Genomic DNA, 25022 nt, shown 5'->3' with positions numbered 1-25022 from the left:
ATGCAGGCATTCCCCCGCAGCGCGGTACGTCTTCTTCCCGGCCCGTTCCTGGACGCGCAGGTCACCGCCCTGGACTACCTGCTGTCTCTCGACGCCGACCGGCTCCTCGCGCCCTTGCGGGGCGAGGCAGGCCTGCCGCCGGTCGCCGAGTCCTACGGCAACTGGGAGAACTCCGGTCTCGACGGCCACACCGTCGGGCACGCGTTGTCGGGCGCCGCCCTCATGAGCGCGGTGACGGACGACCCCCGGCCAAGAGCCATGGTCGAGCGTCTGGTCCAGGGCATCGCCGAGTGCCAGGACGCCCTGGGCACCGGCTACGTCGGGGGCATTCCCGACGGCGTGCGGCTGTGGCAGCGGGTCGCCGCGGGGCAGGTGGAGCGGGACTCGTTCGAGCTCGGTGGCGCCTGGGTGCCCTGGTACAACCTGCACAAGCTCTTCGCCGGCCTGCTGGACGCCCACCGGTACGCCGGTTCGGAGCCGGCCCTGACCGCTGTCCGGCGGCTGGCCGACTGGTGGGACCGGCTGGCGGCGGGGATGGACGACGACACCCACGAAGCCATGCTCCGCACGGAGTTCGGTGGGATGTGCGAGGTGCTGGCGGACCTCGCCGACATCACCGGCACGCAGCGGTACGCCGCCCTGGCCCGGCGGTTCCTCGACAGGTCACTGCTCGGCCCGTTGCGCGAGCACCGTGACGTACTCGACGGGATGCACGCCAACACCCAGATCGCCAAAGCCGTCGGCTACCAGCGGCTCGGCGAGGTCGTCGACGACCCCGGTCTGCGGGACGCCGCCCGGTTCTTCTGGCAGACCATGACCCGGCACCGGACGTTCTCCTTCGGCGGCAACTCCGTACGCGAGCACCTGCACGCCCGCGACGACTTCAGCTCCGCGCTCCAGTCGCCGGAGGGCCCCGAGACCTGCAACACCTACAACATGCTCAAGCTGAGCCGCGCCCTGTTCCTCGAACGGCCCGACGCCGAGGTACTCGACCACTACGAGCGCGCAACGGTCAACCACATCCTCTCGTCCCTGCATCCCCAGGGCGGGCTGGTGTATTTCACGCCGGTACGGCCGGGCCACTACCGCGTGGTGTCGACGCCCCACAACTGCTTCTGGTGCTGCGTCGGCACCGGGCTGGAGAACCACGCCAAGTACGGCGAGTTGGTGTACACCGCCGAGGGCGGCGACCTGTTCGTCAACCTCTTCATCGCCTCCCGACTCAGCCGGCCCGAACAGAACCTGGTGCTGGAGCAGACCGGGACAGCCCCGTACGACGACGAGGTGCGACTCGTGGTGCGCGAGGCTCCCGCCAGCCCCGTGGCGATCCACATACGCATCCCCGGCTGGCACGAAGGGACGCCGCAGGTCCGTATCAACGGCGCACCGCCCGAGGACGGACCGCCCCCACTCACGACACGCAGCGGGACAGGCGAACAGCCCCTGACCTACGTGCGTCTTGAGCAGCGGTGGTCCGCAGGGGACACGGTCACCGTGCGCCTTCGTCCGCGCATCAGCGCCGAACTGCTCCCCGACGGCTCACCGTGGGTGTCGTACCGCTACGGACCCACCGTCCTCGCCGCCGAGGGCGACCGGAGCGACCTGGTCGGGCTCTTCGCCGACGACTCCCGGATGGGTCATGTCGCCGACGGCCCGTTGCGCCCCCTGGAGCACCTGCCCGTCGTGCTCGCGCACAGCACCTCCGACCTGGCGGCCGGGGTACGCCGACTCGCCCCGGACCGGCTGGCGTTCGCCCTGGAGCATGTGGACGCGCGACCGGGCGAGTCCGTCACCCTCGTCCCGTTCGCCGGCATCCACGACTCCCGCTACGTCCTCTACTTCCCGGTGGCGGAACCGGGGCGGCTCCAGGAACGGCGGGCTGAGCTCCGCACGGCCGACGAGGCGGCACTCGCGCTGCACGACCGAACCGTTGACGCCGTTGCCGCCGGCGAGCAACAGCCCGAAAGCGACCACCGGTTCCTGGGGCAGGACACATGGTCGGGCCTCACCGACGGGCTGAGGTGGCGGGCCGCCACCGGATGGTGGTCCTACCGCCTGACCGACCCGGACGGCACCGCCATAGGGCTTCAGGTGGTCCACCTCTCAGACGGAAGCGCAGGGCCGACCCGCGTGCTGGTCGACGGACAAGCGCTGGGCACGATTACGCCCTCGCCAGAGCGCGATGGCGATGGCGATGGCGATGGCGATGGCGAGGAAATCTCCCAGGTGTTCCCGCTCGACACGCGTCCCACCGGACCCGTCCAGGTCCGATTCGAAGCGGTCGGCGCCGCAACCACCATCCGCCTGCGCGAAGTTCGCCTGGTGCGCTGACGTGACCCCGGGCCGGGACGCGACCAGGGCCCGGCGGCGAGCCGTAGCCGTGCTGGACAGCGGGCGCCCCACCCGCCGGAGGCAGGAGGTCTGGCGGCGAAAAATTGAAAGTGTCAGGGTTGGCGCATGCCGATCGCGTTCAGGGGTTCGACCCCGTACTGCTATGCCAATTCGCTCGCCATGGTCCTGGACACGGAAGCACCTCCGCCGTCCGCGATCGAGGTCCTGACCGGGTCGCCGTTCGGCGCGCAGATCGAGGGCGGCCTGCCGTACTTCGATCCGCTCGGCTGGAACCCCGACCTCGGCCTCGACCAGGCCATCGGCCTGCTCGGCTGGACGTGCCACCGCACCACGGGCGGTACGGCGGACGAGGCCGTCAGCCGCCTGCGGCAGGCCGCCGAGCGAGGGCCGGTACTGGTCGGGCCCGTGGACATCGGCCTGCTCCTGTACCAGCCGGGGTCGACCGGCACACCCAACGGCGGCGACCACTGGGTAGCAGTGCTCGGCGTCGACGACCGTACGGTTCTCTTCCACGATCCCGGCGGCTTCCCCTTCACCACCTTGCCCATCGACGCCTTCGTCGCGGCCTGGCGTGAGCAACTGCCGGACTGCGCGGGCCCGTTCACCATGCGCAGCGGCTTCCGGCGTGTCGAGCGGGTCGAGTTGGCCGCGGCTCTTCGCCGGTCCCTGCCCGCCGCGCTGGGTTGGCTCACAGGCCGACAGGCAGGACGCAGGCCCTCGAAAGACGGCGGTGCCGCCGCGGTGGAACGTCTCGCCGCCGACGTACAGGCCGGCCTCGATGACCGCACCCTCGGCCATCTCACCGAATTCGCCGTCCGGGTCGGCACCCGGCGCCTCGCGGACGCCTCGCTCTGGCTGGCCGAGATCGGCGAGACCCGCGGCTCCGAAGTCGCCGACCACCAGGCGCGGCTGCTCGGCGGTGTGCAGTACAGCCTCGTCGCGGGCGACACGTCGGCGGCCGCCAGTGCGCTGCGGCAACTGGCGGTCGGCTACGACGAGTTCTCCGCCGCGCTGATGTGATCCGGTGGCGCGACTACACCAGGAAGAGCAGCTCGACGGCGACGAGCACGTCTATGACACCGCACCACTCGGCGAACGTACGGGCGACGACCTTGTCGAGCCATATGTGCACGAAGTCCCAGACGCCGTGGAAGAACCAGCCGGCCGCCACCAGGTAGCGGCCCAGGTCCGGATCCACCGCAAGACCGGCCAGCGCGAGGCCGCAGAAGACGAGCGCGCCCACGGCCTGGACGCCGAAGGTGGCCTGACCGTGCGGGGTTCCGCGGACGGCGCCCCAGACCAGGAAGACCAGTGCGAGCGCGACGAAGACGGTGGACGGGGCCACGACGTCCAGCGCACGGAGGGCGACCATGGCGGCCAGCCCCGCTCCGAGCAGGGGCCAGGTCCACCGGGGCTGCCCTATCTGATTGACGATCACATACAGCAGGGGCAGCAGGGGCAGGGCTTCCCCGAATCCGCCGACGGTGTCGGCCACGTCCGCCGAACCGCCTCCGATCATGCCGGGGAGCGAGAGAGCGACGGCCAGCGCCGTCGGCCAGCGCCGCATGAGTGCCGCGGCCGGGTGCCGCCTCTCCGGCGTCGCGTGAGGTGTCGGGGCGGACATGAGGAACCTCCGGGTCATGAGGTCGTACGGGAAGGGGTGGGGGGGAAGCGGTGAGAGGGAACGGGTCAGCAGCCGTACTCGTGGCGACGGCGGAGCATGACCAGGAACATCAGCGGGAGCATCGCGAGGTGCTCAAGGGTGCTCATCGAGTCCGGCGTGACGACGTCCAGCCAGAGCAGGGGGAACAGCACGAGCAGGGGCGCGAACATCGCACCGCACATCTCGAGCGTGCTCGCCCAGCCGTGACCGCGGTGGCGCATCCAGACGGCCATCCCGACCGACATGTCGAACGCCATCTCCAGGGAGGCGAGTTCGGGGTACCGACTCGCGGAGAACTCCACCCCCGCGAGCGCCAGGACGCCCTTCGTCACGGCGCCGAGGACCAGCATCCCGACGACCATCGCGGCCAGCATCTCCAGGTAGTGGCGGGCGAAATGCCGTTTGCCGTGTCGTGCGGCCTGAGTGTGTTGTGCCTGCATGACGGGCTCTCCCTCGGTACCGGGGTGGGGTATCTGTCGATGCCTCAAGACTGCGCCGGGGCAAGGCCCGCCAGTAGTGCCGAACCCGCATGGGGGCACATGGCGTTGTCACGTCCTCGCATGACATTTGTCATGCGACCTGGGCCACAATGGCCGGATGGGGGACGGGGCGATCGAGCGCGGGACAGGGCCGGGGACAGGGCTGACGAGTTTCCGCCGCTACACGTGGTGGACCGTGCCGGGCATGATCGCGTGCGTGCTGGTCGTCGCGGTCGGCGACTGGGTCCTCGACGGTGACATCGCCCTCTGGGCCCGGGGCCCGGCCGCCGCCGCCCTGGTGGTCGAGGTGGTGGCGAGCGTGGTGCTGCTGAGCCGGCGGCTGGCGCTGCTTCCGGTGACCGATGAGCGCCCCGGCGGGCCGCCCGCGGGCTGGCTGACTGCCGCAGTCGTGGCCGGAGTTGTGCTCGCGGTGTTCCCGCTGGCCCTGCGCGATTACGGCCTGTGGGCGATCGCGCCCGCCATGGTGGTGGCGATCGTCGCGACGTACCTCCCGCCACGCCGCAGGCGACTGCTGATCGCGGGCGCCGTGGTTCTCGCGCTCCTGCCGGGGGGTGTCGTCAGCCTGGTCGAGGGGGACGGGGAGCTGCCGTACGCCGCGCTGTTCCCGGCCGGGCTCGTCGCCTTCACCGCGTGGGTGACGCTCGGTCCGCTGTGGGCCTGGGACACGGCGCGGCGGCTGGACGAGGCGCGACGCCTTGAGGCGGAGCTGGCGGTCAAGGACGAGCGGCTGAGGTTCGCCGCCGATCTGCACGACATCCAGGGCCATCATCTGCAAGTGATCGCGCTGAAGAGCGAGTTGGCCGCCCGGCTGGTGGAGGTCGACGCGGCGCGCGCCGGTGCGGAGATGAAGGAGGTGCGGCGGCTGGCGGCCGATGCCCTCAGCGACACGCGCGCCGTGGTGCAGGGCTATCGCCGTACGACGCTCGACGACGAGATCGCCAACGCGACCCGGGTGCTGGCCGCGGCCGACATCGACGCCAGGATGGCGATCGACCCCGCGGCCGTCGCGACCGGCCTCAAGGACTCCGCCCGCCATCTGCTGGGTCTGGTGATGCGGGAGGCCACGACGAACGTCCTCCGGCACAGCCGGGCGCGGCACGCCGAGGTCGACTACCGGATCGCGGGCGGCTTCGCCCGCCTGCGGGTGAGCAACGACGGTGCCGACGACCGTCCCGGCTCCCCGGAGGGCACGGGGCTGCGCACCCTCGCCGAGCGACTCGGGGCGGCCGGGGGCGCGTTGACCTGGGAGCACGACGGCGACCGCTTCGTGGTCGCGGCGTCCCTGCCGGCGAACCCGGCGGATCCGGCGAGCCCAGCGAACCCGGCCGACTCCGCGAAGGGGGCGGCGCGATGATCCGGCTGCTGATCGCCGACGACGAGGACCTCCTCAGAAGCGCCCTCGCCGCCCTGCTCGCGCTGGAGGACGACCTGACCGTGGTCGCCGAGGCGGCCACGTCCACCGACGCGGTACGGCTGGCCCACGAGCACCGCCCCGACATCGCCGTGCTCGACCTGGAGATGCCGCCCACCGACGGGCTGCGCGCCGCCGAGGAGATCCGGGCCGCCGAACTGCCCACGCAGACCGTCCTGGTCACCCGGCATGCCCGGCCCGCGGTGCTGCGCCGGGCCCTGGCGGCCGGTGTACGCGGCTTCGTCCCCAAGACGACTCCGGCGGCGCGGCTGGCGGAGATCATCCGCGATATCGCCGCCGGCCGTCGCTATGTCGACCCCGACATCGCCGCCTCCGCGCTGACCGAGGACGACTGCCCCCTCACCGACCGCGAACTGGAAGTCCTGCGCGCCGCCCGTACCGGTGCGTCGGTCGTCGAGATCGCCGCCGAGGTCCATCTGGCACCGGGCACGGTCCGCAACTACCTCTCCGCGGCCATGTCCAAGCTGGGCGCCCCCACCCGCCACGCCGCCGCCCATCAAGCCTGGCAGCAGGGCTGGATTTGAGCCGGGCCTTCCCCCGCACCGCCCTCGCCCGCACCGCCCTCGCCCGCACCGCATTGGCCTGACGGCGGCTCACATGGCCAAAACCCATAGGGTGCGGCTGAGTTCGCCTGCCAGGGCGTCAGTCGGGAGCCGGACGTTCGACTAAGTTGGTGTTCGTTGACCGAACAACAATGTGCAGGAGGAACTCTCGTGTCCGATCAAGATCCCCAGCTCGCCGCTGCTGCCGAGATTCGTGCCCGGATCGACACGAGCAAGCCGCACTCCGCACGTTTCTGGAACTACTTCGTGGGCGGCAAGGACAACTACGAGGTGGACCGCGAGATCGGGGACCAGATCAAGGAGATCTTCCCGGGCCTCGTGGACGTGGCGCGCACGAGCCGCCTGTTCCTCGGGCGTGCCGTCCGCCACCTGGCCGGCGAGCAGGGCATCCGGCAGTTCCTCGACATCGGCACCGGCCTGCCGACCGCCGACAACACCCACGAGGTGGCCCAGCGCGTGGCCCCGGACGCGCGGATCGTGTACGTCGACAACGACCCCATGGTGCTGGCCCACGCCCGCGCGCTGCTCACCAGTACGCCCGAGGGCGAGACGGCGTACATCGACGCCGACTTCTACGAGCCCGAGGAGATCCTCAAGGCGGCGGCGAGCACGCTGGACCTCTCGCAGCCCGTCGCCCTGATGATCCTCAACACCCTTGGCCACGTGGCCGATTACGAGCAGGCCCGGGAGCTGGTCGGGCGCCTCATGGCCGGTCTGCCGTCCGGCAGCTACCTGGTGATCAGCGACAGCACCGCCACCAGCGAGGGCATGATCGCCGCTTCGGACGCGTACAACGAGAGCGGGGCCGTTCCGTACTACGTACGCAGCGTCGAGGAGGTCGCCGGGTTCTTCGACGGCCTCGAACTGGCCGAGCCCGGCGTCGTCCCGGTCACCGAGTGGCGTCCGGACTCCGGCGTGTCGACGGTCGACGCCTATGGCGGCGTGGGCCGCAAGCCGTAGCGGAACGACGACTCCCGCGGTCAGGGGGCGAGGAACGACCGTATCTCGTCGAGCAGTTGACCCCGGCCGTACCGGCTGCGCTCCAGATGCAGGAAGTGCGAGGCACCGGGCAGGGTCCGTACGCGTACGGACCCTGCGCTCGTGAGGTGCTCGGCGAGCCGCTCGCTGTCTTCGGGGCGTGACCAGAAGTCGTTCTCGCCGCGGAGGACGAGCGTACGGGCACGGATGAGGCTCGCGTCGTACAACTGCCGTCCCTGGGCCAGGTAGAAGGCGTCGACGAGGGGGCCGGTGGGGTTGCGGAAGCTGGGCGGGGTGCGGTCGGCGCTGGTGGGGTCCACACGCAACGCGGCGGTGCGGTAGGCGTCCCGTACCGCCGGATCGCGTCGGGCGTCGGCGTTCTCCCCTTCCAGTCCCGCGTCCCAGCGAGACGTCAGCGCATCGGCCGTGACCGCCCGCCAGGCGGGTTGCGGGCGAGGGTGCCCGGGGCGGTCCGGGTCCTCCAGTTCACTCTGCAGCGGCCATGGACTCGTCCCGGAGTACAGGGTGTTGAGGAGGATCGCGTCGGAGATCCGGTCCGGGTGCAGCGCGGCGTACATGCCGACCCAGTGGCCGCCGGTGGCCCAGCCGAACGCGGCCGGCCGACGGCCCCGGCGGCGGCGGACCAGGGCGACGGCGGTGTCGATGTCGGACACCGCCGCGTCCGACCGCACCAACGGCGGGTTGGCCTCGGGGTCCTGGCTCATCTCGGGCGGGTAGCCGGAGAGGCCGAAGCCGCGCAGGTCCATGACGTAGACGGCGTGTCCCGCCCGAGCCAGGTCGGCGGCCAGGGAGCCGCCCGGAACGGGCAGGTCGAACGCCGCCACGCCATCGGGCCGCGCACCGTGCACCACGAGCAACGGCGTCGCATCCCGGTCCCGGTCGCCGGCACGGTCCGCGGCCAGGACCTCACGGACGTGGATCCGCCGCCCCTGTTCGCCCTTCGCCCACAGATCGGTTCGTACGACGCCGTCGGCGTCCGTCCTCGCGACGGCGGGGCCCGCGGTCCCCACGACCGTCGCCACGCCCGCGGCGCCCGTCATTCCCAGGAAGTGTCGTCTGCGCATGGGGGCGACGCTAGGAAGGGCCACTGAGACAATCAATCAATCACCGCATATCAAGTAATCGCTGTTGCCTATAAGTTGAGTCCATGGAGTTGCGCCAGCTCAGATACTTCGTGGCCGTCGCCGAGGAGCTGCACTTCAGTCGCGCCGCGGAACGCCTGGGGATCGCCCAGCCCGCTCTCTCCCAGCAGATACAGCGTCTGGAGGCGGGGCTCGGCGTGGAACTGCTGATCCGCAACCGGCGCCGGGTGGCGTTGAGCCCGGCGGGGGCCGCGTTCCTGCGGGAGGCCCGGGAGACGCTGACCCGCGCCGACCGCGCGGCGCGAACGGCACGGCGTACGGCTGCCGGTGAGCTCGGGCAGCTCACCCTCGGTTTCGTCGGTTCCGCCACGGACGAACTGCTGCCGCGCGCACTGCCCGTGCTGCGCGCGCGGTATCCGGATCTCCGGCTCGTCCTGCGGGAGATGACCAGCGCGGAGCAGGTGGCCGCTCTCGGACGCGGCGAGCTGGACCTCGGCCTGCTGCGCCCGCCGTCGCCTCCCGTACAGGGGCTGCGGATCCGGCTGGTGGTCCGGGAGCCGCTGGTGGCCGCGCTGCCCGAGGGGCACCCACTCGCCGGGCGCGAGCGGCTCACCCCGGCGGATCTGCGGGGTGAGCCCTTCGTCCTGTTCCCCCGCGAGAAGGGGGCGTGGCTGCACGACCTGATCACGGGGTACTGCCGCGGCCGGGGAGGCAGTCACCCTCGGGTGGTGCAGGAAGCGGTCATGATGCAGACGATCACCGCCCTGGTGGCCGCCGGCACCGGCCTCGCGCTGGTCCCCGCGTCCCAGCAGGCAATCACCCGTGCGGGGCTCGTCTTCCGCCCGCTGGCCGACCCGCCGTTGGTGGACCTGGCGGCGGCGTGGCCCGAGACCCCTCACTCCCCCGCGTGCCTGGCGGCGCTGGACATCCTTTGCTCGGCCTGACGGCCGCCGTCGGTCCCTGGTCGCCCGCGGCTACCAGCGGTGGTGGACCTGCGCCCGGATGCTGCGGTCATAGAGCTCCCGTACGGCGTCGAGTGTCGCGTCCGGCAGGGGCGCCAGGGCGGCGGCGTCCGCGTTCGCCCGAGCCTGCTCGGGCGAACGGGCGCCCGGGATGACCGAGGTCACGCCGGGCTGCTGGATGATCCAGCGCAGCGCGGTCTGGGCCGGGGTGGCCCCCTCAGGTGCGAGCGCCGAGAACTCCGCGGCCGCTTCGAGCCCCGACTCGTAGTCGACGCCGGAGAACGTCTCGCCCTGGTCGAAGGACTCGCCGTGCCGGTTGAACGTCCGGTGGTCGTCGGCCGGGAAGACGGTCTCCTTCGTGTACTTGCCGGACAGCAGCCCGGAGGCCAGCGGAACGCGCGCGATGATGCCCACGCCCGCCTCGGCGGCAGCCGGGAGCACCGCCTCCAGCGGCTTGAGCCGGAACGCGTTGAAAATAATCTGCACACTGGCCGTGCCGGGCCTGGCGATCGCGGTCAGCGCCTCCTCACAGGTCTCCACGCTCACCCCGTACGCGGCGATGCGCTGCTCCTCGACGAGGGTGTCCAGGGCGTCGAAGACCGCGTCCGAGGAGTAGACGGGGGTGGGCGGGCAGTGCAGCTGTACGAGATCGAGGGTGTCCACGCCCAGGTTCGTCCGCGAACGGTCGGTCCAGGCACGGAAGTTGTCGAGGGTGTAGAGCGCCGGGTCCAGCGCCACGCGGCGGCCCATCTTCGTCGCGACGAGGAGGTCGGCGTCCGGGCGTTCGCGCAGATAACGGCCGATGAGCTGCTCGCTGCGCCCGTCGCCGTACACATCGGCGGTGTCGAAGAAGGTCACGCCGCTCTCGACCGCGGCGTCAAGGACGGCGAGCGCGTCCTCCTCCTTGACCTCGCCCCAGTCGGCGCCCAGCTGCCAGGTGCCGAGGCCGACGACGGAGACCCTCTGGTTCGTCCTGCCGAATACCCGCTGTTCCATGATGATCTCTTTCAGTCGCGCCGTGGTGCCCGTGGGGCTCAGTGAGGTGACGAGCTTCCAGCATCGGGCCTGAGAAGATCGCCCGTCCAACACGAGAACCCGCACGCATTCATGACCCTGCCTTCTCAATCAGAATCCCGTCCGCCTCCTGCGGCCGAGGGCCGGCCGTCGACGCGGCCGTGCGGTAGGCGTGCGGCGCGACGCCGGTCACCCTGCGGAACACGCGGCTGAAGTACGCCCGGTCGGTGAAACCCACCGCCCGGGCCACGCTCTGGATGCTGTCCTCGCTGCCGCGCAGCTGCTCGCACGCCCGCTGGATGCGAAGGCGCGTGAGGTACTCCCACACCGTGAGGCCGTACTGCTGGTGGAAGAGCCGGCCCAGGTGGTCGGCGCTGACTCCGACCGCCCGAGCGATCTGCCAGCGCGAGATCCGGTGACGGTAGTGCGTCTGAAGACAGACCAGGGCCTGGTGGACCAGAGCCCGGTTCCGTCCGGCGGCCGTCGTCCGGTCGCGCGTCATCGCGGCGACGAGACGGGCGGTTTCATCCGGGCTGAGGATGCCGCGGTCGAGGAGGAGGAGACCGGGATGGGACTTGGCGCGGTGTGCGTCGGTGTGGGTGAATCCTTCGGCGCTGAGCAGGAGTACGGGGCAGGGGGTACGCCCTCCGACGAGCCGTCCTCCGGCCGGCCCCTCCCCTTCGAAGCCTCCTTCGGCAAGCCGCCCCTCGGAGAGGCGCCCTTCCGCGACCCGTATCCGGTCGACGAAGTCGAACCCGTCCATGTCGGCGAGCGTCCTCTGTGTGATCACCAGGTGCGGTTCCTCGTCGGCGATCAGAGCGAGTGCCGTGGTGCCGTCGGCGGCGGCACGGACCGGGTGGCCGCGTAACGCGGTGGCCGCCGAACGTCTCAGACGTTCCCGCGACAGCGTCGAACCGTCGACCACGATCACCGGCCGTGGGCCGTTCGCGGGCCGCTGTCCCCGTAGCGCCTGCGCGAGGTCGTCGCCCGTCACCCCGAACAGCACGAACGGTGTGCCGCTCAGCGCCGGATCGTCGTGCAGACGCTGTGCCGCCCGCCACTCCTCGGGCCCGGCGGCCTCGGCATCCCAGACCACCGCCGCCACCGTGCGCTCACCGGTGAGCGGGGCGGGTGCGCCGTCTGCGGACGCGTCGAGCGGGCGCAGCCGTAGCCTGTGCTGCCTGGCGAGGGCGGTGACATCCTCGGCGGGCCGGCCCGTACCGACGGCCAGCAGGGTGCGTCCGGCTCCGGCCCAGGGTGTCCTGGGCCCCGGCGACGCGGGGAGCGGCAGGTCCACGGTCAGCCGGATGTGCGGCGGGCTGTCGCCGACCGCGTACGAACCACCGTGCAGCATCACCAGGCGCCGTGCTGTGGCCGACCCGAGGCCCGCCCCTTCGGCCTCGCCCGCCGGCGGGTCGGCGGACGGATCGGCCACCGCGGTCACGGTGACCCGGACGGACGTCGGAGCGGTGCGCGCCGTCAGCACCACGCCCCCCTGTGTGTCGGCACGTGCCGCGGCGTCCAGTACATGACAGACAGCTTTCGACAGCCGTTCGCGGTCGGCGAGCACCGCGGGCAGCCGACGGGGCAGTACGAGTGACCAGTCGGCCCCGCCCGGTGCCGTGGCGGCGACGGCGCCGAACGCCTCCACCAGTACGGGACGCGGGTCGATCAGCCGTCGGCCCAGGCCGAGTTCGTCCGTCCCGGTGCGGGACCACTCCGTCAGATCGTCGACCAGCCGCAGCAGCCGGTCGGCATCGCGATGGACCCGCTCCAGCGCCTCGGCCCCACCCGTGTCGTCGGCCGCATGCCGCCGGATCTCCTCCAGCGGTCCGCGCAGCTCCTGGGTGACCTGGGTCAGCAGCCGTGTCTTGAACGTGCTCGCCTGTTCCGCGGCATCGCGGGCGCGGCGCACCTCCGCGAACAGCCTGATCCCTTTCAACGCGGCGCTGATCTGGTCACCCAGCGCCCGGTAGAGGCTCCCTCGCCGGTCCGCCTCGTGCCCCGTACCGGATTCGAAGACGGCGAAACCCAGCTGCTCGTCCCCGACGTGCAGGGGTTCGAGTACGAAGGTGAACCGGTCCACCCTGGGCAGCAGTTCGTCGGGAAGCAGCAGCTGTGCCGGGTACGGGCCGTACGGACCCGGCTCGGGGCGAGTGCCGCCATGGTCGCCCGGGGAGCGCTCGGACGGGACCGGCAGGACCCGCGCCAGACCGCGGCCGGCCCCGGAGACGCGTTCCCAGGCGCCCTCGTAGAGCACCACGCGGCAACCCGGCAGCCCACCCGCCGCCGTGTGCCGCTCCAGCACCTCGCCGAGCCCGTCGAGATCGACGACCGTGGCCAGCGCCGTGCCGAACTCCCGCAGGCGGGACGCCTCCCGGGCATCCACCCACCGCTCGTACTCCAGCAGCCGCCGGGACGCGTCGGCCGCCAGCAGCCGTGCCTGTGCCAGGAGCCGCTCGCCGCGGACCCGCGCCGCCTCGGGCAAGCCCCGCACCGCCTCGTCACGGATCTCCAGCAGGGCCCGTTCCCACGCCGCCACCGTGTCCGGCCTGCGGACCTGCTGCCCCAACAGGCGCTCCAGCGTGGGCAGGAAACCTTGGGCGCCGGGTGCGCCATCGACCGGTTTCGCGGTGCGCCGCGCCACCGCGGGCTCGGCGCCGACTGCAGGACCGGCTGCGGGACCGGCTGCGGGACCGGCTGCGAGAGCCACATCCGCCCGGAACGCCTCCGCCAACTCCCGCCCGGCGTACGGAAGAGCCGCGAAGACCTCCTCCCACGGGCCGTCCTCCCCGGCCACGGCCGCGGTCGTCTCTGGCACGGCCGACGGTGCGGGCTCGTCGCCGTACGAGGATGACCGGCCGTGCACCGACGACGACCGGCCGCGCACCGACGCCTGCGCCACCAGCGGCGAGGGGCATCCGCAGGAGCGGCGGACGACCACGGCGCCCGCGACCGCCGTACGGTCCGGTGCGGGCCCGCCCCGCAGCCGGGCCACCAGGGTGTCCACGGCCAGCCCGCCCAGCTCCGCGAAGGGCAGCGAGACCGAGGTCAACGGCGGCTCGGACAGCCGGGCTTCGGGGGAATCGTTGAAGCCGACCACGGCGACGTCCTCGGGTACCCGGATGCCCCGCTCGGCGAGCAGCCGCAGCGCGTCCGCCGCCAGTACGTCGCTGCACGCGACCACGGCGTCGAAGTCGATGCCGGGCCGCAGCCCGCGCGCGTCCAGCAGCACCCGCATCGCCGAGGCGCCGGCGCCCGCCGTGAAGTCGCCCGCGGCGCAGACGAGGGAGCGTTCCGAGGGCAGCCGGTATTGGGCCAGGGCCTGGGTGTAGGCGCGGTACCGCCCGAAGGAGACCGGGTTCGTGAGCGGCCCGCGGATGCACGCGGGCCGACGCACGCCGTGCCGGGCGACCAGATGGCCGACGAGCTCCCGCATACCCGCGTACGAGTCCAGTGTCAGGGTCTCGTGCTCGTCCACGCCTTCCAGGGCGTGGTTGAGACTGACGACCGGCAGGTGCCTCAGCGACCGCAGCAGCCGCTCGGCGTGGTCGCCGGACGCCGGCAGGCCGAGGGTGGAAGTCCAGCAGACGACGCCGTCCAGCCTTGTCCGGCCGACCAGTTCGTACAGTGCGCTGCGCGATGCCTCGCCGCCCGGGCGCAGTTGCCCTCCCGGGAAGCAGACGAGGTTCACGTCGCCACGCTCCGCGGCCCTCAGCGCTCCGGACCACAACGTGGCCCCGACACCGAGATGGATGTTCGCCGTGACAAGGCCGATCGTGAGCCGATCCGGTACCTCCCGCCGCCCAGCGGCTCCGGCGGGTCCCTGTTCCGCCATGTGTGCCTCACTCGTCAGGGGTGCTCCCGGGCTGCTGTCCGGGGATGTCCCGTCGGGTGGAGGAACGTAGGGGAAAGCGCTTACCGGGGCAAGACCTGCGGCACGGCTCGTCCGCAGGTCCTGCCCCGGTGTCCGCTGCGGCGAGGCGGCGCCGCGCGGTGACGATCCGGTGTGTACCGGATCAGATGGTGCGTCAGATCTTGCCGACGCCGGCGCCCGCCATGACCGCGGCCTTCACGCCGGAGGCGGGGTCCGCGGTGTAGCTGTACGGGATGCTCGCCACGCTGCCGCCGGCCTGGCCCGACCCGGAGCCCGCGAAGTGGTTGTTCTTGGCCACGAGCGTGCCGGGCCCGGAGTCGCCCTCGCCGAGGTGGAACGGGTCCTCGGTGTTCTCGAAGTAGTTGCCCTCGACGAGCACGCCCGCGCCCTCGGTGGACGCCACGCCGTAGGACCCGACGTTGCTGAAGTAGTTGTTCAGCACGTGGACCGGGTTGCCGAAGCGGACCCGCGGGTTGCGCTGGTTGGTGCCGTCGAACCAGTTGTGGTCGTACGTCACCTTCAGCTTGCCGCTGTCCTCGCTGCCGTTGTCGTCGGAGTGCCCCAGCAGCATGTTCTTGTCCTGGTCGTGGCTGCGGTTCCACGAGACGGTGATGTTGTTCGAGGCCCGCTTGATGTCGACTCCGCCGTCCTTGGCGCCGGAGATGTCGTTGTGGTCGATCCAGACCTTCTCGGCGTACTCGACGTTGATCGCGTCGTCGCCGGAACCCGAGAGGGCCAGGTTCTGGATGATCACGTTGTTGACCTTGCTGACGTTCAGGCCGCCGCCGGTGATCTTGCCGGAGGTGCCGACGCCGACGATGGTCTTGTTGGAGGCGACCTTCGTCATGCCGCTCAGCGAGATGGTGCCGTTGACCTTGACGATCGTGGGGCTGCTGCTCTGCACGGCCGAGGTGAAGGCGGAGGCGTTCGACACGGTGACCGTGCTGCCGCCCGCACCTCCCGTCGTACCTGCGCCGAAGCCGATGGGGCCCGCGGCCGCGGCCGCCTGGTCCCCGGCCGGCTCGGCCGGGGCTCCGTTGGCGGTGGTCGCCGCTGTCACGGCCAGCACGGCGGCCGTACCGGCAGCGACGCTCATCAATGTGAACCTTGCGCTCGTCCTGCGCATGGGTTTCTCCATCCGTGGGGGTTTGGAGAGCGTGATGTACACGTACCTGAACCTGAGCCGCGCGGCTGGCTGTGGACGATGCTAGAGCGACGGTTGTGGACGATGACGGCGGCTGTGTGGACTATTGCGCGCAGCGGGATGCGGTATGTGGGATGTGGGAGCGGGGAGGTGCGGGATTGCGATCCTCGCTCCCCCGCGCATCAAGGCTCCCCCGGGCCGGTCGCCGAACGCCGGCCGCCGTGCCTCGCCGTGGAAGAGCGACAATCAGAAGTGCGGGGCTTTTCCGCTGTCCGGCGTCGGGACGGCGGGACGGCGGGACAACGAACGAGACAGGAGCCGATCGTGCGGGCACGTGACCTGGCAGTGGAGTACGAGACGGTCGATGTCGACACCGACGCCCTGGAGGCGGCACGGTTGATGGCCCGGCATCGGCTGCCCGCCCTCCTGGTGGTCGACGAGCAGGGCGCCCCGAGGGCGATCCTGCCTGCCTCCCAGATGATCAAGATCCTGGTGCCGGAGTACGTCATCGAGGATCCGACGCTGGCCGCGGTGGTCGACGAGCGCCACGCCGACCGGCTGTGCCAGGCCCTCAAGGGGCGCACCGTACGCGACTGCCTGTCCAAGTCCGTGCCCGCGCCGCCGGTCGCCGCGCCGGACGACACCGCCCTCGAAGTCGCGGCGCAGATGGCGCAGGTGCGCAGCCCGCTGGTGGCGGTCGTCGAAAAGGACAAGGCCGGTACGCGGCTGCTCGGCGTGATCACCGCCTCGCATCTGCTGGACCGGCTGCTCGTCGCCGTGTCGTGAGCGTCGGCCGTGGCTTTCGCCCTCGCCTACGTATGGCTGCGCTACTTCGCCCTCGCGTGACCAATGTGGCGGCAGGGGTTTCCTCGGCAACGGGGTTCGTCCGACGCATACGGCCCCGGGATTCGGGCACTCGTCACGGCTGCACGGAACATCGGCGTGTGCGAAGGGGTGAGCGCCATGCAGGCACACCAGGCACACCAGGCACACCTCAACTGGCATATCGACCTGGACATCGACCGGTCCGACACCGAGAGCGAGGCGACCGCCACCCTGCAGTTGCCCGACACCACGCGGCTGACGACCCACGGACACGCCCGGCGCAATCCCGACGATCCGGACCAGGCCCAGGTCGGTGAGGAACTCGCCGCGGCCAGGGCACTCAACGACCTGGCCCGACGACTGCTGCGCAAGGCCGCTCACGAGATCGAGGAGGCCACGCACTCACCGGCGCACCCGCACCCGTGACACGGGGGGCACGGCAGACACGGCGGACACGGCCGCGCTAACGGCCGCAGACCGCATGGTCGATCAGGTCGATGGTGGCCTCGCTCTGCCGGAGGAAGCGTTCCTCGTCGCCGAAGCGGGTCGTGAAGACGGCCGCGGCGGCCGAGGTCTTTCCGTCCGGGGTGACGGCGCCCTCCGAGACGGTGCCCATGGACGTGCCGCCGTGGTACCAGACCCCCTTGGGGCAACCCTCGACCGGACGCCACACGATGCCGAGCCCGTAGCGGGCTCCGTCGATGCCGCCCTCACCGGAGTCCGGCACCGTGGTGCGCATCTGCGCCAGCTGCTCCGAGGGCAGCAGCCGTCCGCCCATCAGGGCACGCAGGAAGGTGTTCATGTCGGCGGTGGTGCTGACGATGCTGCCGTCCGCGCCACCGGCCACGGAGAGCGTGGTGTCGGTGAGGTCGTCGCGGCCGGGGAACTGGACGTAGCCGGAGGCGGTCGGCCGGGGCATGTAGGGCGAGGTGCCGAAGGTCATGGTGTGGCGCAGGTCCAGCGGCTCGATGACGCGCTCGTGGACTTCCTGCTCCCAGCGATGACCGGTGGCCTCGGCGATGATCATCCCGGCCAGGACGTAGTTGGTGTTGGAGTAGGCCCAGCGTGTCTCGGCCCCCGGGTCGCCGGCGTCAGGCAGCCAACCGGGGGCCCGCGTCATGGCCAGCGCGACTTGTTGTTCGGGCGTGCGTACCGTGAAGCGCTGCTCGCGAAAGCGCTCGGGTGTCAGCTCGGCCGGGTCCTCGAAGAGGATGTCCGTGTAGTCGGCCAGCCCACTGGTGTGCTGCAGCAGGTTACGGAGCGTGATGCGGCTTCCGTCGTTGCCCTTCCCGGCCACCACTCCGGGCAGCCACTGCTCGACGGTGTCGTCCAGGCTCAGGGTGCCCTCGGCGACCAGTTGGAGCGCGACCACGGCCACGAAGGTCTTGGTGTCGCTGCCGACCCGGTAGTAGGCGTCGAACGGCACGGACCCGCCCTGCTTCAGATCGGCGACGCCCGACCTGACCGTCGTGTCCCGGCCGGACGTGTCTCGCGCCCGGGCCGCCAGACCGGTGGCGCCGGTGTCCCGGACCGCGTCGGCGTCCCGCTGGAACTGGCCGCGCGACACCGGATCGGCATCGGCGCCCCGGGCCCCGGAGCCGGACCCCAGCAGGGTGGCCACCCCGATCACGCCGACCCCCGCCACGGCCAACGTCATCCTGATCCGTGCCGACCGACCGAACCGCTCGCGTGTCTTCGATCCCATGGATCAGACGTTACGGAGCGTCAACTCCTTGGCCCATCCGGCCAACCCGAGCCTTCGGAGTAGGGCTGTCCCCCGTTCCGGTCACGGAAGTGGCTGTTCGGTCCAGATGATCTTGCCGTTCGTGGTGTAACGGGTTCCCCACCGCTCGGTGAGCTGGGCGACGAGGAAGAGCCCGCGCCCGCCCTCGTCCTCGTTCCTGGCACGGCGCAGCCGAGGCGAGGTGCTGCTGCCGTCGGAGACCTCGCAGATCAGCGCCCGGTCGCGGAGCAGCCGTAGTAGAACGGGGCCGGTCGCGTGCCGGATGGCGTTGGTGACCAGTTCGCTGGCGATGAGTTCGGTGGTGAAGGCCAGTTCGTCGAGGCCCCAGGCGGCGAGTTGCTCGGTGACCGCCGCGCGGGAGCGGGAGACGACTGCCGGGTCGCTGGGCAGCTCCCACTGGGCGACCTGCTCCGGCCCCATCGCTCGCGTGCGGGCGACGAGCAGGGCCACGTCGTCGCTCTGCCGGCTCGGGAGCAGCGCGTCGAGGACCGCCTCGCAGGTGTCTTCCGGCGCCCGGTCGGCACAGGCCAGGACGGCATGGAGGGTGTCAAGGCCGGCGTCGATGTCCCGGTGCCGGTCCTCGATCAGGCCGTCGGTGTACAGCACGAGTTGGCTGCCTTCAAGCAGTTCCAGCTCCACTGTCTCGAAGGGCGTCCCACCGAGCCCGAGCGGCGGCCCGGAGGGCAGATCGACGAAGTCCACCACTCCGTCGGGTCCGACGACCGCGGGGACCGGGTGCCCGGCGCGGGTGAGGGTGCAGCGCCGGGACACGGGGTCGTACACGGCGTACAGACAGGTGGCGCCGACGATTCCGGCATCCGGCTGGGCGTTCTCCACGGCCCAGCCCTCGCCCCGGTCGAGCCGCCCGACCAGGTCGTCGAGATGGGTGAGGAGTTCGTCGGGCAGCAGGTCCAGGGCGCAGAAGTTGTGCACGGCGGTGCGCAGCCGGCCCATGGTGGCGGCAGCGTGCAGGCCGTGCCCGACCACATCGCCGACCACCAGCGCCACCCGGGCGCCGGACAGCGGGATGACGTCGAACCAGTCGCCGCCCACCCCGGCCTGGGCGGGCAGATAGCGGTAGGCGACCTCGACGGCGTTCTGCTCGGACCTGCCGCGGGGCAGCAGGCTGCGCTGCAGGGCGAGGGCGGTGTTGTGCTCGCGTGTGTAGCGGCGGGCGTTGTCGATGCAGATCGCGGCGCGGCCGACCAGCTCCTGGGCCAGGGACAGGTCGTCGTCCTCGAAGGGGGCGGGCTGCTCGGAGCGGTAGAAGCACACCACGCCGAGGGTCGTGCCCCGGGCCCGCAGCGGCACGGTGATCAGGGAGTGGACGCCCGCCGTGAGTACCCGTTCGATCCGTTCCGGATCCTGGGCGATCCAGCCGCCGGCCTCCGCCAGTACGGGTTCGAGCACGGACTGCCTGTTCTCCAGGCTGCGGGCCTGCGGTGTGGAGGGGACGTAGCGGACAGCGTCGCCGACGCCGTACAGGTGGGACTCCTCGTGCACGGCGCCCAGTGCGATCCGGCGCAGCTGGATGTCCGCGCCGAGCGGCTCCGGCTCCTCGCCGCGCAGCACGCAGTCGGGCAGGTCGACGGCGGTGAAGTCGGCGAACCGGGGGACGGTCACCTCCGCCAGTTCCTCCGCGGTGCGGGTGACGTCCAGGGTGGTGCCGATATGTACACCGGCGTCGTGCAGCAACTCCAGGCGCCTGCGGGCCAGTACGGCCAGCCGGCCGACGCCGGGTTCGCCGACGAGCAGCGGCCAGCCGTCGGTGCCTGCGCCACTGCTGTCCCCGTTGCTTCCGTCCCGTCCCCGCGGTTCCGGCCGTACCGCGGGAGGCGTCGGTGGGGGCGGCGGTACGGCGGTACGTACGACGACAGGGGGCGTTCCGGCCGTCATCGGCACCAGGGAAGGCAGCGGTGGCAGGACGGGCAGGGCCGGAACGGTCAGCGACGCCAGGTCGGCCGACGGGGCGGGCGCGGCCGGCGCGGTGAGCGCGGGATGGCGCAGTCGCAGTCCGTCGAGGAGGCGGGCCTCGACGACGACGCCCGTCTCCCCCGCCGCTCCCCTGACCTCGCGACGCAGCAGAGTGGCGATGCGACCGCCGGAAAGGGCCACTTCGTCGAGGGTGCGGTGCGGCGAGGCGATGAGCGCCTCGGCCTTCTCCCGCAGCAGGGCCAGGTCGACCGGGCGGAGGTCGCCGCCGTTGTGGGTGTCCCCGTGCTCCCCGTGCCTCGAAGGCGCGTACTCGGGCTGCCCCGGCCATCCGCCGTCGCCGCCCATGGTGTGGCGGGCCCGCCGGTACGCGGCGAGCAGCGCACGCTCGCGTGCCGTGGCCTGCTCCAGCAGCCGCGCCTCGATGTCGCGGACGGCTTCACGGACCAGCCGCAGCATGGCGGGGTCGCCGTTGTCGCGCAGGCAGGTGATGTCGAGGACGGCCTCGATGCGTCCGCTGAGCGGGTCCCGGACGGGGGCGCCCGCGCAGGCGAACGGCTGCAGGCAGTCGGCGAAGTGCTCACGGCCGACTACGTAGCAGGGGCTCCGTTCCGCCAGCGCCGTGCCGACGCCGTTGGTGCCCGCGGTGTGCTCGGAGGCGTCGAACCCGGGAGCGAAACTCACCTCGTCGAGGCGTTCGCGCAGCCGCCGGTCACCGCCGAGGCGCTGGACCATGCGGGCCTGCGGGTCGCAGAGCGCGACCGTCATGCTCACATGGGCGAGCGCCGTGGCCAGGTCCTTCAGCACCGGGTCGGCAGCCCGCAGGAACCGTTCGTCCAAGGCCAGGTCCGAGGCGTACGGAACCACGAGGCGGTGCGGCTCGACCCCCGCGGACCTGCACCGCTTCCAGGAGTCGAGCACCGGGCTCCGGACGTCCGAGTCGACCCGCACACCGGCCAGGAAACGCTCGTGGGCATCGACGAGCCCGCCGATGTCGTCCCAGGCGACGGACAAAGGGATCACTTCCCTCGCCCGGAGTCGGCCCCGTCGCGTACCGCCACTCGGCTCGCTCCCGGCGGGAGTCCTCCAGGCACTTTCACCCTAGTCCCAATGTGATACAAATCACAGCTTTGGACTCATGTAGGTCCAGGCCCCGCAAACCGCGGCCATAGGTCAACAACATCCTGACCGTTCGCAGCATCCTGACCGTTTACGCGCGGGCCAGTTCCGCCGCGCCGAACGACACGTCGAAACGGTCGCACCAGATACTCACACTCGTGTACGCGGCCGGGTCGACGTCGGCGGGCAGGACATAGTTCTGGTCTCCCTTGTTCCCTTTGAGCTTGCCGAGGCTGACGTATTTGCCGTCGTCGAAGACGGCCCAGCCTGCCTCCCCCTTCTTCACCGGTGCGTCGGTCAACCAGACACGCAGATCCGGGCCGTTGCTGGTGTCCAGGTTCTCCAGCCGCAGTACGTGGGAGCCGTCGGCCAGCCGCACCACCTTCGCCGTACCGGATGTCGTGTGCTCGTGGCTGATCAGGTCGCCGCGCGCCAGCGTCTCCGGTCCGGCCGGTTCCGGTGACGCGGAGGCGGCCTTCGAGGGTTCGGCCGCGGGTGTCGGCGTGGCAGCGGCCGTCGGCAGGGATTCCCGTACGGTCTCGTCCTGCCACGCCTTCCACGGCTGGAACCAGTACAGCCCCGCGCCGACCGCCACGACGGCCGCCACCACGAAGCCGACGGCCACCGGTCTGCTCAGCACCTTGCGCACACGCCCCACCCCTGCCTTCTACAAGGTCAAACCTCTCGAACCCCCATTCAAGCCAACCCACGACCGCATGGCACCGATCAAGAGATGACGGAAGGCTTACGGCACCCGGGGCGCCCCAGGCTCCAGGGGCACCGCGACGGCTGCGCTTGCTGTGGCCCCCGAGCGGGAGGAGCCTCGAAGGGAGAGCCCGCTCGCGGCCCGCTCCTCGTCGGGCCGCGGCCTTCGGAGGCGGTCCACAAGGAGGTTCATCATGGGCACAGCGGCAGCCCCCGGCTTCAACACCGAAACCCTGCGCCAGGCCATTGAAGGCCCCAACGCGACGGCACTCCTGTCGCTGTACGCCGACGACGCGGAGTTCCGCGTCGTCGACCGCAACACCCAGCCCAGCCACCCGAAGGTCATGCACGGTCGCGAGCAGATCAGCGAGATGCTCAACGACGTGTACAACCGCGACATGACCCACAAACTGGAACAGTGCGTCGTCCAGGGCGACCACCTCGCGTACACGGAGTCGTGCGAGTACCCCGACGGCGTCAAGGTCCTCGCCACCTCGATGGTGGCGCTGCGGAACGGCAAGATCGTCGACCAGACACTGCTCCAGGAATGGGACGACGAAGGGTAGGCAGGGACAGGGACCTGTCGAGGGTCCGGGTCACGTCTCGTCGGACCCGGGCCCTCTCGTCCGATCCTGACCCACCCGGATAGGCTGGTCGCGGACCGTGACTGGCGCTGAGGTGGAGCACCACCGGGGAGCGGTCCACCTCATGGGTCGATGCCGTGCGCCTGGGCGATTGTTGCAGCGACGCTCAGGAGGAACTCATGTCCAGGACCGCTCGACTCATGGACGGCACCGGTCTCGCGCGGCGCATCGTCGAGGAGACCGCCAAGCAGGCGGCGGACATCACCGAGCGGACGGGCACGGCGCCCTGTCTGGCGACGGTTCTGGTCGGTGAGGATCCGGCTTCCGTCACGTACGTCCGTATGAAGCGGAACCGCTGCCGGAAGGCAGGTATCGAGTCGCGGTACGTGGCGCTGCCCGCCGCCACCACGACGGCGGAACTGGTGGACACGCTCGGTGCGCTGTCACGCGATCCGGATGTGCACGGCATCCTCTTGCAGCACCCCGTGGGCGCGCACATCGACGAGCGCGCGGCGTTCGAGGCGATCGCTCCGGAGAAGGACGTCGACGGGGTGACTCTGGCCTCCTTCTCCGCGATGAGCTTCGGGCTGCCCGGTTTCGTGTCCGGCACGCCCGGCGGCATCATGCGGCTGCTCGACGAGTACGACGTCGCCCCGGCCGGGCAGCGTGCCGTCGTGGTGGGCCGCAGTGCGATCCTCGGCAAGCCGGTCGGCATGCTACTGCTCGGCCGCGACGCCACGGTGACGTACTGCCATTCTCGGACCGCGGAGCTGTCGTCGATCGTGCGGGAGGCGGACATCGTGGTGGCCGCCGTGGGGCGGCCCAGGCTGATCCGCGGGGAGGACATCAAGCCGGGCGCCGTGGTGATCGACGCCGGCTACAACCCGGGCAACGTCGGCGACGTCGACTTCGACGGCGCCCGTGAGCGGGCCTCGCTGATCACTCCGGTGCCGGGCGGGGTCGGCCCCATGACGATCGCCACGCTGCTGGAGCAGACCGTGCGCGCCGCCGCCCGGCAGCTCGAGGTGTGATCAGCGCGGTCAGCAGCCGCCGGAGGAGGCCGGGGCGCCGATGCCGATCTGCAGGGTGGTCGGGGTCGCGCAGCAGCCGCCTCCGGACTGCTCTGTGTTCTCCGGGGTCCCCGGCTCGTCGAACAAGCCCGCGCCGCCGCAGACTCCGGTCTCCGGCAGGGTCAACTCGACGCGCTCGGCGGCCTCCTGGTCTCCGGTCAGGGCGGCGGCGACGGAGCGGACCTGCTCGTAACCAGTCATGGCGAGGAAGGTCGGGGCACGGCCGTAGCTCTTCATGCCGACCACGTAGACGTCCTGCTCGGAGTGGGAGAGCTCCTTGGCGCCGTGCGGGTAGACGGTGCCGCAGGAGTGGACGTTCGGGTCGATGAGCGGGGCGAGGGCGACGGGGGCCTCCAGTCGCTCGTCGAGGTTCAGGCGCAGCTCGGACAGGAGCGCGGTGTCGGGGCGGAAGCCGGTCAGAACGATCGCCTCGTCGATCGGGTCGAGGCGGCGGCCGTCCTCGCCGACGAGGACCAGCTGGCTACCGTCGCGCTCCACGGCGGCCGTGCGGAAGCCGGTGGCCGCGCTCGCGTACCCGTCCTCCACGGCTGCCTTGGCGCGCAGGCCCAGCGCACCCCGCGCCGGGAGTTGGTCGGCCTGGCCGCCGCCGAAGGTGGAGCCGCTGATGCCGCGGCGCAGGATCCACACCGCGTGCGTGCCCGGCTCGTTCTTCGCCAGCTCGGCGAGGTAGGCGAGGGCGGTGAACGCGGAGGCGCCGGAACCGATGACCGCGGTGCGCTTGCCTGCGTAACGGGCCCGTACGGCGGGGTCCTTGAGATCCGGGACCCGGTAGGTGATGTGGTCGGCGGCTGCCTTCTCGCCTAGCGCGGGCAGACCGTCGCCGCCTGCCGGGCTCGGGCTACCCCACGTGCCGGAGGCGTCGATCACCGAGGCGGCGGTGATCCGCTCCTCCGTGCCGTCGGCGTTCCGTACGTGCACGGTGAACGGCCGCTTCTCACGGTCGGCGTCGACCACCCGGTCCCGCCCGGCACGCGAGACGCCGGTGACCCGGGCACCGAAGCGGACCCGCTCGCCCAGTACCTCGGCGAGCGGCTGGAGGTAGAACTCGGCCCAGTCGCCGCCCGAGGGATACGTCGTGCCGTCGGGCTTCACCCAGCCGGTGGGGGCCAGCAGCTTCTCGGCGGCCGGGTCGGTGACCTCGCCCCAGGTGGAGAAGAGCCGCACGTGCGACCACTCGCGCACCGCCGCTCCGGCGGACGAACCGGCCTCCAGGACCAGCGGCTCGACGCCGCGCTGGATGAGGTGGGCGGCGGCGGCCAGACCGATCGGGCCGGCCCCGACGACCACGACAGGCAGTTCGGGGGTGATGGGCGCGTTCACAGCGACTCCTCTTGTTTCGACATCTGTCGATGGCTTGCGTCGCCAGCATGGCAGCTGATTCGATAACCGTCAACATAGACATTCGTCGAATCGAGGGGTCTGGGGGGGGCTGGG

20 protein-coding genes and 1 riboswitch are annotated in these 25022 nt (G+C 71.5%); of the genes, 10 read left to right on the top strand and 10 right to left on the bottom strand.

The annotated features are described in order from the left end of the window. Both G5C60_RS06740 and G5C60_RS06735 read left to right on the top strand, forming a co-directional pair. Positions 1 to 2331 carry a beta-L-arabinofuranosidase domain-containing protein gene (locus G5C60_RS06740; protein WP_165255633.1) on the top strand — a complete coding sequence of 777 codons (2331 nt, stop codon included), beginning with the start codon at positions 1 to 3 and terminating at the stop codon, positions 2329 to 2331. A 126-nt stretch (positions 2332 to 2457) separates the two neighbouring features. Further along, complete coding sequence (locus G5C60_RS06735) at positions 2458 to 3372, top strand: cysteine peptidase family C39 domain-containing protein (protein ID WP_165255631.1); 915 nt, start codon at positions 2458 to 2460, stop codon at positions 3370 to 3372. Positions 3373 to 3385: 13 nt separating this feature from the next. On the opposite strand, the gene G5C60_RS06730 is transcribed toward G5C60_RS06735, so the two are convergent. After that, positions 3386 to 3976, bottom strand: a complete 591-nt coding sequence (locus G5C60_RS06730) for a hypothetical protein (RefSeq protein ID WP_165255629.1) — start codon at positions 3974 to 3976, stop codon at positions 3386 to 3388. A gap of 65 nt (positions 3977 to 4041) precedes the next feature. Continuing rightward, the gene (locus G5C60_RS06725) at positions 4042 to 4455 is read right to left on the bottom strand and encodes a hypothetical protein (RefSeq protein ID WP_165255627.1); all 414 of its coding nucleotides are present in this window, start codon (positions 4453 to 4455) and stop codon (positions 4042 to 4044) included. A gap of 157 nt (positions 4456 to 4612) precedes the next feature. Here G5C60_RS06725 and G5C60_RS06720 point away from each other — a divergent pair, with 157 nt between their 5' ends. The 3 genes from G5C60_RS06720 to G5C60_RS06710 all read left to right on the top strand — a co-directional run bounded on the left by G5C60_RS06720 (position 4613) and on the right by G5C60_RS06710 (position 7470). After that, complete coding sequence (locus G5C60_RS06720; protein WP_165255624.1) at positions 4613 to 5869, top strand: sensor histidine kinase; 1257 nt, start codon at positions 4613 to 4615, stop codon at positions 5867 to 5869. Then, positions 5866 to 6471, top strand: coding sequence for a response regulator transcription factor (locus G5C60_RS06715; protein WP_165255622.1), 606 nt, complete (start codon positions 5866 to 5868; stop codon positions 6469 to 6471). The genes G5C60_RS06720 and G5C60_RS06715 overlap by 4 nt, the downstream gene beginning before the upstream one ends. 189 nt (positions 6472 to 6660) lie before the next feature. Then, positions 6661 to 7470, top strand: coding sequence for an SAM-dependent methyltransferase (locus tag G5C60_RS06710; RefSeq protein WP_165255620.1), 810 nt, complete (start codon positions 6661 to 6663; stop codon positions 7468 to 7470). A 20-nt stretch (positions 7471 to 7490) separates the two neighbouring features. On the opposite strand, the gene G5C60_RS06705 is transcribed toward G5C60_RS06710, so the two are convergent. After that, positions 7491 to 8573, bottom strand: a complete 1083-nt coding sequence (locus tag G5C60_RS06705) for an alpha/beta fold hydrolase (RefSeq protein WP_165255618.1) — start codon at positions 8571 to 8573, stop codon at positions 7491 to 7493. An 83-nt stretch (positions 8574 to 8656) separates the two neighbouring features. Here G5C60_RS06705 and G5C60_RS06700 point away from each other — a divergent pair, with 83 nt between their 5' ends. Further along, positions 8657 to 9535, top strand: a complete 879-nt coding sequence (locus tag G5C60_RS06700; RefSeq protein ID WP_165255615.1) for a LysR family transcriptional regulator — start codon at positions 8657 to 8659, stop codon at positions 9533 to 9535. Between the two features lie 30 nt (positions 9536 to 9565). Here G5C60_RS06700 and G5C60_RS06695 read toward each other — a convergent pair whose 3' ends face one another. From G5C60_RS06695 to G5C60_RS06685, 3 genes are all read right to left on the bottom strand, one after another. Then, positions 9566 to 10549, bottom strand: a complete 984-nt coding sequence (locus G5C60_RS06695) for an aldo/keto reductase (RefSeq protein ID WP_165255612.1) — start codon at positions 10547 to 10549, stop codon at positions 9566 to 9568. 109 nt (positions 10550 to 10658) lie between these two features. Next, positions 10659 to 14405: a substrate-binding domain-containing protein gene (locus tag G5C60_RS06690; protein WP_165255609.1), complete on the bottom strand. Its 3747-nt coding sequence runs from the start codon at positions 14403 to 14405 to the stop codon at positions 10659 to 10661. A 193-nt stretch (positions 14406 to 14598) separates the two neighbouring features. Next, positions 14599 to 15540: a pectate lyase family protein gene (locus G5C60_RS06685; RefSeq protein WP_241266559.1), complete on the bottom strand. Its 942-nt coding sequence runs from the start codon at positions 15538 to 15540 to the stop codon at positions 14599 to 14601. Positions 15541 to 15912: 372 nt separating this feature from the next. Here G5C60_RS06685 and G5C60_RS06680 point away from each other — a divergent pair, with 372 nt between their 5' ends. Both G5C60_RS06680 and G5C60_RS06675 read left to right on the top strand, forming a co-directional pair. Continuing rightward, positions 15913 to 16374, top strand: a complete 462-nt coding sequence (locus G5C60_RS06680) for a CBS domain-containing protein (protein ID WP_165255605.1) — start codon at positions 15913 to 15915, stop codon at positions 16372 to 16374. A 177-nt stretch (positions 16375 to 16551) separates the two neighbouring features. Then, entirely contained in the window at positions 16552 to 16839 is a 288-nt protein-coding gene (locus tag G5C60_RS06675; protein WP_165255602.1) for a DUF1876 domain-containing protein, read from the top strand. A gap of 37 nt (positions 16840 to 16876) precedes the next feature. On the opposite strand, the gene G5C60_RS06670 is transcribed toward G5C60_RS06675, so the two are convergent. The 3 genes from G5C60_RS06670 to G5C60_RS06660 all read right to left on the bottom strand — a co-directional run bounded on the left by G5C60_RS06670 (position 16877) and on the right by G5C60_RS06660 (position 21866). Beyond that, positions 16877 to 18118: a serine hydrolase domain-containing protein gene (locus tag G5C60_RS06670; protein WP_241266558.1), complete on the bottom strand. Its 1242-nt coding sequence runs from the start codon at positions 18116 to 18118 to the stop codon at positions 16877 to 16879. Positions 18119 to 18199: 81 nt separating this feature from the next. Then, the gene (locus G5C60_RS06665) at positions 18200 to 21103 is read right to left on the bottom strand and encodes a SpoIIE family protein phosphatase (protein WP_206439170.1); all 2904 of its coding nucleotides are present in this window, start codon (positions 21101 to 21103) and stop codon (positions 18200 to 18202) included. Between the two features lie 196 nt (positions 21104 to 21299). Further along, a complete protein-coding gene (locus G5C60_RS06660; protein WP_165255596.1) occupies positions 21300 to 21866 on the bottom strand; it encodes a DM13 domain-containing protein in 567 nt (188 codons plus the stop codon). A 241-nt stretch (positions 21867 to 22107) separates the two neighbouring features. Here G5C60_RS06660 and G5C60_RS06655 point away from each other — a divergent pair, with 241 nt between their 5' ends. Together G5C60_RS06655 and G5C60_RS06650 are read left to right on the top strand one after the other, a co-directional pair. After that, positions 22108 to 22479, top strand: coding sequence for a nuclear transport factor 2 family protein (locus G5C60_RS06655; protein ID WP_165255594.1), 372 nt, complete (start codon positions 22108 to 22110; stop codon positions 22477 to 22479). Positions 22480 to 22566: 87 nt separating this feature from the next. Further along, positions 22567 to 22653: riboswitch (ZMP/ZTP riboswitch) on the top strand. A gap of 23 nt (positions 22654 to 22676) precedes the next feature. Beyond that, positions 22677 to 23528 carry a bifunctional 5,10-methylenetetrahydrofolate dehydrogenase/5,10-methenyltetrahydrofolate cyclohydrolase gene (locus G5C60_RS06650; protein ID WP_165255591.1) on the top strand — a complete coding sequence of 284 codons (852 nt, stop codon included), beginning with the start codon at positions 22677 to 22679 and terminating at the stop codon, positions 23526 to 23528. Positions 23529 to 23537: 9 nt separating this feature from the next. Here the strand turns inward: G5C60_RS06650 and G5C60_RS06645 are convergent, their stop codons facing one another. Then, positions 23538 to 24908 (bottom strand): NAD(P)-binding domain-containing protein, encoded by a 1371-nt coding sequence (locus G5C60_RS06645; RefSeq protein ID WP_165255589.1) that lies wholly within the window; start codon positions 24906 to 24908, stop codon positions 23538 to 23540. Between the last annotated feature and the right edge of the window lie 114 nt (positions 24909 to 25022).

The organism is Streptomyces scabichelini (assembly GCF_011045015.1).
In the GTDB taxonomy this organism is placed as follows: domain Bacteria; phylum Actinomycetota; class Actinomycetes; order Streptomycetales; family Streptomycetaceae; genus Streptomyces; species Streptomyces scabichelini.
This window is presented reverse-complemented; position numbering and strand designations above follow the sequence as displayed.